The 15,043-nt window shown below is 35.6% G+C and carries 11 protein-coding genes; all 11 read left to right on the forward strand.

What is annotated here, in order from left to right:
* Positions 1–8: 8 nt before the first annotated feature.
* The 11 genes from BMX53_RS06655 (at position 9) to ruvA (ending at position 15,042) form a co-directional block, all read left to right on the forward strand.
* Positions 9–3,065, forward strand: coding sequence for a TAT-variant-translocated molybdopterin oxidoreductase (locus BMX53_RS06655; RefSeq protein WP_063176227.1), 3,057 nt, complete (start codon positions 9–11; stop codon positions 3,063–3,065).
* 38 nt (positions 3,066–3,103) lie between these two features.
* Positions 3,104–4,513 carry an NrfD/PsrC family molybdoenzyme membrane anchor subunit gene (gene nrfD, locus BMX53_RS06660; protein WP_038984342.1) on the forward strand — a complete coding sequence of 470 codons (1,410 nt, stop codon included), beginning with the start codon at positions 3,104–3,106 and terminating at the stop codon, positions 4,511–4,513.
* Between the two features lie 6 nt (positions 4,514–4,519).
* On the forward strand, positions 4,520–5,047 hold the full coding sequence (locus tag BMX53_RS06665) for a DUF3341 domain-containing protein (RefSeq protein ID WP_038984341.1): 528 nt from the start codon (positions 4,520–4,522) through the stop codon (positions 5,045–5,047).
* 1 nt (position 5,048) lies between these two features.
* On the forward strand, positions 5,049–5,597 hold the full coding sequence (locus tag BMX53_RS06670; RefSeq protein WP_074745239.1) for a c-type cytochrome: 549 nt from the start codon (positions 5,049–5,051) through the stop codon (positions 5,595–5,597).
* A 31-nt stretch (positions 5,598–5,628) separates the two neighbouring features.
* Positions 5,629–6,936: a TroA family protein gene (locus BMX53_RS06675; RefSeq protein WP_074745241.1), complete on the forward strand. Its 1,308-nt coding sequence runs from the start codon at positions 5,629–5,631 to the stop codon at positions 6,934–6,936.
* 17 nt (positions 6,937–6,953) lie between these two features.
* Entirely contained in the window at positions 6,954–8,120 is a 1,167-nt protein-coding gene (locus BMX53_RS06680; RefSeq protein WP_038984338.1) for a cytochrome c oxidase subunit II, read from the forward strand.
* Between the two features lie 28 nt (positions 8,121–8,148).
* Positions 8,149–9,951: a cytochrome c oxidase subunit I gene (locus BMX53_RS06685; RefSeq protein ID WP_038984337.1), complete on the forward strand. Its 1,803-nt coding sequence runs from the start codon at positions 8,149–8,151 to the stop codon at positions 9,949–9,951.
* 91 nt (positions 9,952–10,042) lie between these two features.
* On the forward strand, positions 10,043–11,071 hold the full coding sequence (gene ruvB, locus BMX53_RS06690; RefSeq protein ID WP_038984336.1) for a Holliday junction branch migration DNA helicase RuvB: 1,029 nt from the start codon (positions 10,043–10,045) through the stop codon (positions 11,069–11,071).
* Positions 11,072–11,094: 23 nt separating this feature from the next.
* A complete protein-coding gene (queG, locus tag BMX53_RS06695) occupies positions 11,095–12,021 on the forward strand; it encodes a tRNA epoxyqueuosine(34) reductase QueG (protein ID WP_074745243.1) in 927 nt (308 codons plus the stop codon).
* A 64-nt stretch (positions 12,022–12,085) separates the two neighbouring features.
* The gene (locus BMX53_RS06700) at positions 12,086–14,365 is read left to right on the forward strand and encodes an NADP-dependent malic enzyme (protein WP_074745245.1); all 2,280 of its coding nucleotides are present in this window, start codon (positions 12,086–12,088) and stop codon (positions 14,363–14,365) included.
* A 95-nt stretch (positions 14,366–14,460) separates the two neighbouring features.
* The gene (ruvA, locus tag BMX53_RS06705) at positions 14,461–15,042 is read left to right on the forward strand and encodes a Holliday junction branch migration protein RuvA (protein WP_038984333.1); all 582 of its coding nucleotides are present in this window, start codon (positions 14,461–14,463) and stop codon (positions 15,040–15,042) included.
* Position 15,043 lies beyond the last annotated feature (1 nt).

A 15,043-nucleotide genomic window follows, 5' to 3' on the forward strand; every position in this document is an offset into this window, starting at 1 on the left:
TATATACAATGGCATCAAACAAAAAATACTGGAAAAGTGTTGAGGAGCTGAATGAAAATAGTTCTATTGTTGAGTCGCTAAGAAACAATGAGTTTGTTGAAGAAATTCCTACTGATGAGTTTCTTGGGGATCAAAATAAATTGTCTTCTTCATCAACAACTCGTCGAGACTTTTTGAAATATGTAGGTTTTTCTACAGCTGCAGCAACATTAGCTGCATGTGAGGGACCTGTTGTGAAATCTATTCCGTATGTAGTTCAGCCAGAAGAAATCATTCCTGGTATTGCAGATTATTATGCAACGACTATAGCAGATGGATTTGACTTTGTAAACGTTTTGATCAAAACTCGTGAGGGACGTCCAATCAAAGTTGATAATAACAGACTAGCGAATGCTTACTCTGGAGCAAATGCTCGTGTGAATGCGTCGGTATTATCTATGTATGACAGTCTGCGTTTAAAGCAATCTAAGATACAAGGTAAAGAAGCATCATGGGATGAAGTAGATGCTAAAGTAAGAGCAAGTCTACAAGATGCTAAATCAAATGGAGGAAACATCGTATTGTTAACTAATACAATGGCTAGCCCATCTACTGATAAGATTATTGCAGAGTTTATCGCTGCTAACCCAACTGCTAAGCACGTTGTTTATGACGCTGTTTCATCTTCTGCTGCTGCAGATGCTTATGAAAAAGCTTATGGTGTACGTGGATTAGCGGATTACGAATTTGCTAATGCTGACGTAATCGTTTCTATCGGTGCTGATTTCTTAGGAGACTGGCAAGGTGGTGGATACGATTCAGCTTATGCTCAAAAACGTATTCCTAAAAATGGAAAAATGTCTAAGCATTTCCAAATGGAGGCTAATATGTCTTTATCTGGTGCTAATGCTGATGTTAGAATTCCATTAACTGTAGCTCAACAAAAAGCTGCGTTAGTAAAAGTATATAACAAAGTTGTAGGTGCTAATGTATCTGCTCCAGCTGTTGATGCTAAATATGCTGATGTAGTTAATAAAGCAGCTGATCAGTTAATCAGCGCTGGTTCTAAAGGGGTTCTTGTTTCGGGAATCGACGATGTAAACGCTCAATTATTAGTATTTGCTATTAATGAGAAATTACAATCAGAAGCTTTCTTACCAGAGCAAACTAAATATGTAAGAAAAGGTAATGCTACTGAAGTAGGTCAGTTAGTTAAAGATATGAATGCTGGAAAAGTTCACACATTGATTATGTCAGGTGTTAACCCAGTTTACACTTTAGCTGATTCTGCTGCTTTTGTAGAAGGATTGAAAAAAGTAAAAACTTCAGTTGCTTTCTCTATGAAAGAGGATGAAACTGCTTTAGTTGCTACTATCGCTGCTGCTGCTCCTCACTATTTAGAGTCTTGGGGTGATGTAATGATCAAAAAAGGTCACTACTCAGTAACTCAGCCAACTATCCGTCCATTATTCAAAACTAGACAATTACAAGATTCATTATTATTATGGTCTGGTAATAATACTGCGTACTATGAGTATGTAAAAGCTGTTGGTAAATCATACGTTACAGATAAAACTTGGAATCAATTAGTTCACGATGGTTTTGCTGTAGTTGGTACAAACTCTAAAGTATCTGCTTCTGCTGATTTCTCTGCTGCAGCATCTACATTAGGAGCTGCTAAAGCCGCTACTGGATTAGAGTTAGTATTCTATACTAAAACTGGTATGGGAGATGGACAACAAGCTAATAACCCTTGGTTACAAGAGTTCCCAGATCCTATCACACGTGTATCTTGGGATAACTACGTAACTGTATCTCAAGCTGATGCTGATAGCTTAGGTATTAAGAACTATCACGTGGCTAACGGAGGTTTAGATGGTAGCTATGTTACTATTGAAGCTAACGGAGTTAAATTAGAGAAAGTTCCAGCTTTAATCCAACCAGGACAAGCTAAAGGAACTATTGGTTTAGCTTTCGGATACGGAAGAAAAGCTGCTCTTAAAGAAGAGATGCAAGTAGGTGTTAATGCTTACTCATTATACAAAGATTTTAACGGAGTTCAAGGTGCTTCTATTACTGTAGAAGGTGGTACACACGAGTTTGCTTGTGTTCAGCTACAAAATACATTAATGAGTAGAGGTGATATCTTAAAAGATACAACTTTAGCAACATTCGTTAAAGAAGAAGCAGAAACTTGGAATATCAAGCCTGTTGTTTCTTATGATCACGCTGAAGTAAAAGCTTCAACTATTGATATCTGGGAATCATTTGATAGAACTGTAGGTCACCACTTTAATTTATCAATTGACTTAAATGCATGTACTGGATGTGGTGCTTGTGTTATTTCTTGTCACGCTGAGAACAACGTACCTGTAGTAGGTAAGTCTGAAATCAGAAGAAGTAGAGATATGCACTGGTTACGTATTGATAGATACTACTCTTCAGAAGATACATTTGCAGGAGATGTTAAGAAAAAAGAAGATGCACATGGATTCGGAGAATACCGTGAGGTGTTCCAAGAATTAGAGCATCCAGCTGAAAACCCACAAGTAGCTTTCCAACCAGTAATGTGTCAACACTGTAACCACGCTCCATGTGAGACTGTGTGTCCAGTAGCTGCTACATCTCATGGACGTCAAGGTCAAAACCATATGGCTTATAACCGTTGTGTTGGTACTAGATACTGTGCGAATAACTGTCCTTACAAAGTAAGACGTTTCAACTGGTTCTTATACTCTCAAAACAGTGAGTTCGATTACCACATGAATGATGATTTAGGACGTATGGTATTAAACCCAGACGTAGTTGTTCGTTCAAGAGGGGTAATGGAGAAATGTTCATTATGTATCCAAATGACTCAAGCTACAATCTTAAAAGCTAAGAATGAAGGTAGAGCAGTTCGTCCAAATGAATTTGAAACTGCATGTTCTGCAGCTTGTTCAAGTGGAGCGATGGTATTTGGAGATGTTAATGATAAAGAATCAGAAATTACTAAATTAGCTGAGTCAGATAGATCTTACCACTTATTAGAGCACATTGGAACTAAACCAAATGTATTCTACCACGTTAAGGTTAGAAATATCTAGTTAAAAGAATTATTAATTAAAGAAACATATAAAGGATTATGTCGTCACATTACGAAGCACCCATTAGAAAACCTTTAGTTATTGGTGAGAAATCATATCACGATATAACTGTGGATGTGGCTAGACCTGTAGAAGGGAGAGCAAACAAACTATGGTGGAGAGTTTTTACTGTAGCTTTATTAGCGTTTCTATGGGGAGTAGGTTGTATGGCTTACACTGTAGGTACAGGTATTGGAACTTGGGGATTAAATAAAACCATTGGATGGGCTTGGGATATTACCAATTTCGTTTGGTGGGTTGGTATCGGTCACGCTGGTACGTTAATTTCTGCTGTATTATTATTATTTAGACAAAAATGGAGAATGGCGATCAACCGTTCTGCAGAGGCAATGACAATTTTCTCTGTAGTTCAGGCTGGTATGTTCCCTATTATTCACATGGGACGTCCATGGTTAGCTTACTGGGTATTACCTATTCCTAACCAATTTGGATCGTTATGGGTTAACTTTAACTCACCATTATTATGGGACGTATTTGCGATTTCTACGTATTTATCAGTATCATTAGTTTTCTGGTGGACTGGTTTACTACCTGACTTCGCTATGTTACGTGATAGAGCTATTACGCCATTTACAAAAAGAGTATATTCAATTTTATCATTTGGTTGGTCAGGTCGTGCAAAAGACTGGCAACGTTTTGAGGAAGTTTCATTAGTATTAGCTGGTTTAGCTACTCCTCTTGTACTTTCTGTACACACGATTGTATCTTTTGACTTTGCTACTTCAGTTATCCCTGGATGGCACACTACAATCTTACCACCATACTTCGTAGCAGGAGCTATCTTCTCTGGATTCGCAATGGTTAATACATTACTTATCATCATGAGAAAAGTTTCTAACTTAGAGGATTATATTACTGTACAACACATCGAATTAATGAACATCATCGTTATGATTACAGGTTCGATTGTTGGGGTAGCATATATTACTGAGTTATGGGTTGCTTGGTATTCAGGAGTAGAGTATGAACAATACGCTTTCTTAAACCGTGCAACAGGACCTTACTGGTGGTCTTACTGGTTAATGATGACTTGTAACGTAATTTCTCCACAGGTAATGTGGTTCAAGAAAATTAGAACAAACATCATGGCTTCGTTCATTATTTCTATCGTTGTAAATATTGGTATGTGGTTTGAGCGTTTCGTAATTATCGTTACATCATTACACAGAGATTACTTACCATCATCATGGACTATGTTCCAACCTACATTCGTAGATGCTGGTATTTATATCGGAACTATTGGATTCTTCTTTGTATTATTCCTATTATACTCTAGAAGCTTCCCAGTAATTGCACAAGCAGAGGTTAAAACAATTTTGAAATCATCAGGAGAGTTTTACAAGAAAGAAAGAGACAGCAAAGAGAATCATCAATCTTTAAATCACTAATATATTATGAGTAATAAAGTAATTCACGCACTATACAACGATGATGATGTGTTGTTACATGCTGTAAAAGAAACACGAGATGCTCATCATCATATTGAGGAAGTTTATACTCCTTTCCCAGTACACGGTCTAGATAAGGCTATGGGATTAAAACCAACTAGATTAGCAATTTGTGCTTTTATCTATGGTTTGATTGGACTTTCTTTTGGTACTTTCATGATGTATTATATTATGATTGTAGATTGGCCTCAAGATATTGGAGGTAAACCAAGTTTTAGCTTCATTCAGAATATGCCATCTTTCGTTCCAATTATGTTCGAGATGACTGTATTATTTGCAGCTCACTTAATGGTTCTTACTTTCTTTATGAGAAGTAAATTATGGCCTTTCAAAAAAGCTGAAAACCCAGATGTAAGAACTACAGATGATCACTTTTTGATGGAGGTTGCTTTAAACACTGACGAAGAGTCAGCTATAGAGTTCTTCAAAAATACAGGTGCAGTTGAAGTTAAAGTAATTGAAAAGCAATTATAGAATGAATACGATATATAAAATAGTAGCTTTAGTAGGAGTATCAGTTTTGACTACTTCTTGTTTTAATAAAGAACGTCCGAATTATCAATTCATGTCAAATATGTATACATCTTCTTCATATGAAACATATGGAGAAGTGCCTACAACAGTTTTTGAAAATGGTAAAGAAGGACAGTTACCTGCTGAAGGATCTGTACCACGCGGATTTCAACCAGAGGAGTATACAAATACTCCAGAAGGTTTAGCAGAGGCTAAAGTAAATTTAAAGTCTCCGTTATCTGCTGAAGAGAAAGATTTAGAGAAAGGTAAAGCGTTATATACAATTTACTGTTCAGTTTGTCATGGTGATGCTGGAGATGGAAAAGGTACTTTAGTGAAAAAAGAGAAATTCTTAGGGGTTCCTAACTATAAAGAGAGAGAACTTACTGAAGGAGGAATCTACCACGTGATTACTTATGGTTTGAATGCAATGGGGTCTCATGCTAATCAGTTAACTCAACACGAGCGTTGGTTAGTTACAGATTACGTTTTAAAATTGAAATCAGAATAATAAATTGTAAAACTTATTTGAAAGTTTAGATATGTACACATTTTCAAAAAATTTGAAGACTTTTGCAATCGTTCTTATGGTTCTTGGACTTGTAGGGATTGCATATGGTTTCTTCAGTGCGCCAAAAGATATTGCTGAAGTAAAGCAGATCTTAACTGAGCAAGCTCATCATGACGGTGGTGAGCATCACGTGACTGCAGCAGATCATTCTGTAGCAGATTCAGCTGATCATGATCATCATGCTGAACACGTATATGGACAGTTAAAAAACAAACCTTGGACAGCTTTATACGTAGGTTGTATATTTGTGATGTTAGTATCAGTAGGTATCTTAGTATTCTACGCTATTAACAACGCAGCAAGTGCTGGATGGTCTCCAGTATTATTCAGAATAATGGAAGGATTATCTGCTTATGTGTTACCAGGTTCTATTATTTTCTTTGTGATCTTAGTAGTTTCGGTAATGGGAGGTAATCATTTATTTATATGGGCAGATCCTGCAGTTGTAGAAGCAGATCATTTAATTGCTGGTAAGTCTGGTTATTTAAATGTTCCTTTCTTCTTAATTAGAGCGGTTATTTACTTAGCTGGTTGGAATTTCTACAGAATGTATGCTCGTAAACAATCTTTAGCTTTAGATGCTAGTGGTGATTTAACTTACTACAAAAAAATCTTCAAAGCTTCTGCTGCTTTTTTAGTTTTCTTTATCGTAACTGAGTCTATGGCATCATGGGATTGGATTATGTCAATTGACACACACTGGTACAGTACATTGTTTGGATGGTATGTATTTGCAAGTTTCTTTGTAACTGCAATTACTGTTATTGCATTCGTAACTTTATACTTAAAAAACAAAGGATATTTAGAGTATGTTAATACAAGTCATATCCACGATTTAGCTAAATTTATGTTTGGATTAAGTATATTCTGGACTTATCTTTGGTTCTCACAATTTATGTTACAATGGTACTCTAATATTCCAGAGGAGGTTACTTACTTCATCTTTAGAATTCAAGAGTATAACTTACCATTCTTCGGAATGTTAGTGTTGAATTTCTTATTGCCTTTATTGTTATTGATCAATACAGATTTCAAACGTTTAACTTGGATTGTGGTAATGGCAGGAACATGTATCATCGCAGGTCACTATATTGACTTCTTTATGATGATTGCTCCTGGTACAGTTGGTGGTTCTTGGTTTATTGGTGTTCCTGAAATTGCATCACTTATGTTCTTCATCGGATTATTTATCTATGTTGGATTTAGTGCAATTGCTAAAGCACCGTTATTAGCTAAGAATAATCCATTAATTGAAGAGAGTAAACATTTTCACTATTAATATTTAAAAATAAACAAATGACAAGTTTATTAATATTAGCTGCAGTGGTATTGTTGGGAGTTGCTGTATGGCAATTAACAAAGATTTTCGACTTGACTCAAGTTGGTTCTCATCCTGATGATATCTCTACAGAGATCGCTAATGAGAAAGATAATAACATCAATGGTTATTTGACTTTCGCTTTCTTAGGATTCATCTATATCTTCACTATCTTCTGTTTAGTAGAGTATGGAAGTTTTCCTTTGATGGATAACCCTGCGTCAGAGCACGGAAAAGAGGTAGACAATTTGATGTGGATCTCAATGGGGTTAATCTTTATTGTTCAAATTTTTACTCAATTCTTATTACACTACTTTGCATTCCAAGGTCGTGGAGTTAAGGGTAGAAAAGCTCGCTTCTTTTCAGATAATGATAAGTTAGAGGCTCTTTGGACAATTATTCCAGTAATTACATTATCAGGTTTAATTCTTTACGGATTATTTGCTTGGAATGATATTATGTTCGTTGATGAAGAAGAAGACGTTCTTATTGTTGAAGTTTACGCTAAACAATTTGGATGGGATGTTCGTTACTCAGGAACAGATAACACTTTAGGTAAAGCAAACGTTCGTTTTATCGAGGGAGTAAATTTAGTAGGAGTTGATATGTCAGATCCTAATGCTGCCGATGATAAAATGGCAAAAGAATTACACTTGCCAAAAGGTAAAAAAGTTGTATTGAAATTCCGTTCTCAAGATGTACTTCACTCAGCTTACTTACCTCACTTTAGAGCACAAATGAACTGTGTTCCTGGTATGGTAACTCAATTTGCATTCGTTCCAACTCTTACAACAGATGAGATGAGAGCAAAAGAGGGGATTATTAAGAAAGTTAGTAATATCAACGAGATTAGAGCTGATAGAAGTAAAGAGTTAATCGCTAAAGGAGAAGAAGCTTTAGATCCATATACATTTGATTACTTATTATTATGTAATAAAATTTGTGGAGCTTCTCACTATAACATGCAAATGAAAGTTGTAGTTGAAACTCCTGAAGAATTCAATGCTTGGTTAAAAGAACTTCCTACATTAAAAGAGCAAGTTATGGCTGAGAAAGCTGCTAACGCACCTGCTCCTGCTGTACAAGAGGTTCCAGCTGTAACTGATTCAGTTGCAACTGAAGCTATCGCTCAAGTAGTAAAGTAAAACTCACATATTAAAATCAATCTATACTATGTCAGTAGAAGGACACGAAAACAATCACGATCATTCACATGATCATGATCATCACGATAAAGGGAACTTCTTTACTAAATATGTGTTTAGTTTAGACCACAAAATGATTGCTAAACAATACCTGATCACAGGTATTGTTATGGGAATCGTTGGGATTGTAATGTCTCTTTTATTCAGAATGCAAATTGCTTGGCCAGAAGAATCTTTTACAGTATTCAAATGGTTATTAGGTGATAAAATGGCTCCTGATGGAGTTATGAAAAACGATGCCTACCTTGCATTAGTAACTATGCACGGTACTATCATGGTATTCTTCGTTTTAACTGCTGGTTTAAGTGGTACGTTCTCGAACTTACTTATTCCATTGCAAATTGGAGCACGTGATATGGCTTCAGGATTCTTAAACATGTTGTCTTACTGGTTATTCTTCATCTCTGCAGTATTAATGATTATTTCATTATTCGTAGAAGGTGGACCTGCATCTTCAGGATGGACTGTATATCCTCCTTTAAGTGCATTACCAAAAGCTATTCCTGGATCAGGAATGGGTATGACATTATGGTTAGTATCTATGGCAATCTTTATTGCATCTTCATTAATGGGATCATTAAACTATGTTGCTACAGTTATTAACTTAAGAACAAAAGGGATGTCTATGACAAGATTACCTTTAACAGTATGGGCTTTATTTACTACAGCTGTTATTGGTATCGTATCTTTCCCTGTATTATTATCAGCTGCTTTATTATTATTATTCGATAGAAGTTTTGGAACATCATTCTTCTTATCTGATATCTATTTAGCAGGAGAGGTATTACATTACCAAGGTGGATCACCTGTATTATATGAGCACTTATTCTGGTTCTTAGGTCACCCTGAGGTTTATATCGTAATCTTACCAGCGATGGGTATTACGTCAGAAATTATTGCTTGTAACGCTCGTAAACCAATCTTTGGTTACCGTGCGATGATCGCTTCTATCTTAGGTATTGCTTTCTTATCAACAATTGTTTGGGGACACCACATGTTCGTATCTGGTATGAACCCATTCTTAGGATCTGTATTTACATTTACTACGTTGTTAATTGCAATTCCATCTGCTGTAAAAGCGTTCAACTATATCACTACAATTTGGAGTGGTAATATCCAAATGAACCCATCAATGTTATTCTGTATCGGATTCGTATCTACGTTTATTACAGGAGGTTTAACAGGGATTATTTTAGGAGATTCAACACTAGATATCAACGTTCACGATACATATTTCGTTATTGCTCACTTCCACTTAGTAATGGGTATTTCTGCTCTTTACGGAATGTTTGCTGGTATCTACCACTGGTTCCCTAAAATGTTTGGACGTATGATGAACAAAAACTTAGGTTATATCCACTTCTGGGTAACTGCAGTTTGTGCTTACGGAGTATTCTTCCCAATGCACTTCATCGGATTAGCTGGTTTACCACGTCGTTACTACTCAAATACTGCATTCCCATTATTTGATGAGTTCTATGATGTAAACGTATTAATTACTGTATTTGCTTTAGTTGGAGCAGCGTTCCAATTAGTGTTCTTATGGAACTTCTTCTACAGTATTTTCTATGGTAAGAAAGCTACTCAAAACCCATGGAGAAGTAACTCACTTGAGTGGACTACACCAGTTGAGCACATCCACGGTAACTGGCCTGGAGAATTACCAGTTGTTTACAGATGGCCTTATGACTACAGTAAACCTGGATTACCAGACGACTTTGCTCCTCAAAATATGCCTTACGTTGAAGGTGAAGAGCAATTACACCACTAATAGATAATTTTTATTAGATATGTAAAAGCCATCCGCGAGGATGGCTTTTTTTGTTTATGTAAGACAGTAAATTTTGGATTATATTTGTAGTATGAATGAGAATTTAAACCCAACAAATAAGCATTATTCTTCTGAAGAGTTAGATGTAGAGAAGAAGTTACGTCCCTTGTCGTTTGACGATTTTGCGGGACAAGATCAAGTGTTAGAGAACTTAAAGATCTTCGTTGAAGCTGCTAATCTAAGAGGTGAAGCTTTAGATCATACTTTGTTTCATGGACCTCCAGGACTTGGAAAGACAACTTTAGCTAATATCTTAGCTAATGAGTTAGATGTTGGGATTAAGATTACTTCTGGACCTGTATTAGATAAACCTGGTGATTTGGCTGGTTTATTAACAAATTTAGAAGAGAGAGATGTTTTGTTTATAGATGAGATACATAGATTAAGTCCTATTGTTGAAGAATATCTGTATTCTGCTATGGAGGATTTTAAGATTGATATTATGATTGAGTCTGGGCCTAATGCACGTACTGTTCAAATACATCTGAATCCTTTTACTTTAGTGGGGGCAACAACGCGTTCTGGATTACTAACTTCTCCTATGCGTGCTCGTTTCGGGATACAAAGTAGATTACAATACTATAATAAGGAATTATTAGCTACTATTATTGAGCGTAGTGCTTCGATATTAGGTGTACATATTGATTTAGAAGCAGCTATAGAGATAGCAGGTAGAAGTAGAGGAACTCCTCGTATAGCTAATGCTCTGCTGCGTCGTGTACGTGATTTTGCTCAAATAAAGGGGAATGGTAGTATTGATATTGAAATTTCTAAATATGCATTGAATTCATTGAATGTGGATTCTTTTGGACTAGATGAGATGGATAACAAGATTCTTAGTACTATTATTGATAAGTTTAAAGGTGGTCCTGTAGGATTATCAACATTAGCTACAGCTGTGTCTGAAAATGGTGAAACTATAGAAGAAGTGTATGAACCTTATCTGATACAAGAGGGATTTATATTAAGAACTCCTCGTGGAAGAGAAGCTACTGAGAAAGCATATAAACATTTGGGACGTGAAAAGAGTAATGTTCAAGGTGGTTTGTTTGATATGTAGTTAGGAGCTTATATTAGATTTACATGATAGAGAATAAAAATAAATATACTACAATGATAAAAACCGAGGCCAAACGCCTTGGTTTTTCGTCTTGTGGAATATCTAAAGCAACCTTTCTTGAGACAGAAGCCCCTCGTTTAGAGCGATGGCTTAATAATCAAATGCACGGAGAGATGTCTTATATGGAGAATCATTTTGATAAGCGTCTTGATCCTCGTCTGTTAGTAGAAGGAGCTAAAAGTGTAGTTTCTTTGACGCTAAATTATTATCCTGAAGAAAGACAAGTAGATGACAATTATAAGATATCTAAATATGCTTATGGGGAAGATTATCATTATGTTATTAAAGATAAATTAAAAGAATTGTTAGCTTTTATTAATGATGAGATTGGTGCTGTGGATGGACGTGTATTTGTTGATTCTGCTCCTGTTTTAGATAAAGCGTGGGCTGCAAAATCTGGATTGGGTTGGGTTGGTAAAAACAATAATTTAATCAATAGAAAAAGTGGTTCATTTTTCTTTATAGCTGAATTAATCATTGATTTGGAATTAGAAGAGGATGGTCCAACAACAGATCATTGTGGTACATGTACTAAATGTATAGATGCTTGCCCTACTGGTGCTATAGAAAGTGCTCATATAGTGAATGGTAGTAAGTGTATCTCTTACTTAACTATAGAACTCAAAGATGATATTCCAGAAGAGTTTAGTGGAAAGTTAGATAATTGGATGTTTGGATGTGATGTTTGTCAAGATGTTTGTCCTTGGAATAGGTTCTCTTCACCCCATAAAGAGGCTAGATTTATTCCTAATAATGAGTTAATACAGTTTAGTGAGAGGGAATGGAAGGAACTTACGAAAGAAACTTTTAATGAAATCTTTAAAAAATCCGCAATAAAGAGGACTAAATACGAGGGCTTGTTGAGAAATATGCAATTTTTAGGGGAGTGAATTTAGTAAATCCGAATTATACTACAAAAAGGTTATCTTTGTTCGTCACATTAAATGTAAATTTATGAATAAAGATAGTTTACGTAGAGAGGCACTAAAATACCACGCAGAACCAACGCCTGGTAAAATTCAAGTAGTCCCTACGAAGAAGTATTCATCACAAAGAGATTTAGCTTTAGCATATTCACCAGGAGTGGCAGAGCCATGTTTAGAAATTGCAAGCGATGTAAATAATGTATATAAATACACAGCAAAAGGTAATTTAGTAGCTGTTATCTCTAACGGTACAGCAGTATTAGGATTAGGAGATATCGGACCAGAGGCTTCTAAACCTGTAATGGAAGGTAAAGGTCTTCTATTTAAAATCTTTGCTGATATTGATGTTTTCGATATTGAGGTAGATACTACAGATGTAGATAAGTTTATCGAAACTGTAAAAAATATTGCTCCAACTTTTGGAGGTATTAACTTAGAAGATATTAAAGCTCCTGAATCTTTTGAAATCGAAAGACGTTTAAAAGAAGAGTTAGATATTCCTGTAATGCACGATGACCAACACGGTACTGCTATTATTTCGGCTGCGGCATTACTAAATGCTGTAGAATTAGCTGGTAAAAAGATGGAAGATATTACTATGGTAGTATCTGGTGCAGGTTCTGCAGCTATCGCATGTGCTAAGTTATATGTTGCTTTTGGTGTTAAACAATCTAATATTAAGATGTTTAATAGCAAGGGAGTATTAAAGAAAGACGATTCACGTATTTCTGATATGCAAAGAGAATTTGCCGTTGATACTGATATTTCTTTAGAAGATGCATTAAAAGGAACTGATGTATTTATCGGTCTTTCAACTGCTGACGTTTTAAAACCAGAAATGCTTTTAGGTATGGCTGATAATCCTATCGTGTTTGCGATGGCTAATCCAAGACCTGAAATTGATTATAACCTTGCTGTAGCTACTCGTAAGGACATTATTATGGCTACTGGACGTTCAGATTTTCCTAACCAAGTAAATAATGTTTTAGGTTTCCCATTTATCTTTAGAGGTGCGTTAGATGTACGTGCAACTAAAATTAATGAAGAAATGAAGATGGCTGCTGTTGTAGCGTTAGCTAAATTGGCTAAAGAACCAGTGCCTGAGCAAGTGAACATTGCTTATGGTGAAACTAAATTCACTTTCGGTAGAGAGTATATTATTCCAAAACCTTTTGATCCTAGATTGATTTCTGTAGTTCCTCCTGCTGTGGCTAAAGCTGCTATGGATTCAGGAATTTCACTTGCTCCAATTACTGATTGGGAAGAGTATAAGGCATCATTAGAGGAAAGAATGGGGTCAGATAATAAATTAGTACGTATGTTGATTAACCGTGCTAAAACTGAACCGAAACGTGTTGTGTATGCTGAAGCAGATCATTTAGACGTATTAAAGGCAGCTCAGATTGCTTATGAAGAAGGTATGGTTACTCCGATTTTATTAGGAGATAAAGAAACTATTATCGAACTTAAGAAAGAGATTGAGTTTACTGCTGACGTTGAAATTATAGATCCTAAAGCAGAAGAACAAAAAGAAAGAAGAGCAGCTTTTGCAAACGCTTATTGGGAAACTAGAAAGCGCAAAGGTGTTACTTTATACGAAGCAGGTAAATTAATGTTAGAGCGCAACTATTTCGCTTCTATGTTGATTAACGAAGGACAAGCTGATGCTATGTTAACAGGATACTCTAGAAGTTATCCAAATGTAGTGAAGCCTATTCTAGAGTTAATCCCTAAAGCACAAGGAGTAAGTAGAGTGGCTACAACTAACCTAATGATGACAAAAAGAGGACCTATGTTCTTAGCGGATACAGCTATTAACCCAGATCCTACTGCAGAAGATTTAGCAAAAATCGCTGTTATGACAGAAAAAACGGTACGTATGTTTGGTATGGAACCTGCTGTAGCGATGCTTTCTTATGCTAACTTTGGTTCAGCACCTAATGCTTCACCAACTAAGATGAAAGAAGCTGTTCGTATCTTACACGAACAATATCCTGATATGGTAGTGGATGGAGAGATTCAAATCGATTTTGCTTTAAATAGCGAAATGTTGAAGAGTAAATTCCCATTCTCTAAGTTAGTGGATAAAAAAGTGAATACGCTTATCTTCCCTAACCTAGATTCAGCAAATATCACTTACAAAATGTTGAAAGAATTGAATAAAGCAACTTCTATAGGTCCAATTATTTTGGGGTTAGATAAAGCTGTTCACGTATTCCAACTAGGTGCTAGTGTTGATGAAATGGTTAATATGACAGCTGTAGCTGTAGTGGATGCACAAGTACGTGAACACCGTAAAAAGAAATAAATTACTGGTATTCTGAATAGTACTTATCAGACTGATTATTTGTTATTAATTAGTTAATATTTATTGTTATTTTTGAAGTAAAATACAATATAAAAATGATAGCACATATTCAAGGACGCCTAGTAGAAAAAACAGCCACAGAAGTGGTAATAGATTGCGGGGGAGTAGGATATCTTATCCATATTTCCCTGCATACTTTTTCTCAAATTGGTTCCTCAGAAAATTTGAGATTATATACTTACCTACAAATAAAAGAAGACGGACATACCTTGTTCGGATTTATAGATAAAATAGAACGTGAACTTTTTAAATTGCTAATATCTGTTTCAGGTATTGGTGGTAATACAGCACGTAATATGTTGTCTTCTATAGCTCCAAAAGATTTACTACAAGCTATAGGTTCTAGTGATGTTAAGACAATTCAATCTGTCAAAGGAATAGGAGCAAAAACGGCTCAACGTGTTATTCTTGATTTACAAGAAAAGGTTCTAAAATTATATAATATTGATGAAGTTTCTCCTGTTATTAACAATACAAATGCAGATGAAGCGTTATCAGCTTTAGAGGTATTAGGTTTTGTTCGTAAATCAGCTGAAAAGGTTGTAGATAAGATTATCAAACAAACACCAGATGCTTCAGTAGAGTTTATAATTAAACAAGCTTTAAAAAATTTATAAA

Origin of the sequence: Myroides marinus (assembly GCF_900109075.1) — a bacterium.
In the GTDB taxonomy this organism is placed as follows: domain Bacteria; phylum Bacteroidota; class Bacteroidia; order Flavobacteriales; family Flavobacteriaceae; genus Flavobacterium; species Flavobacterium marinum_A.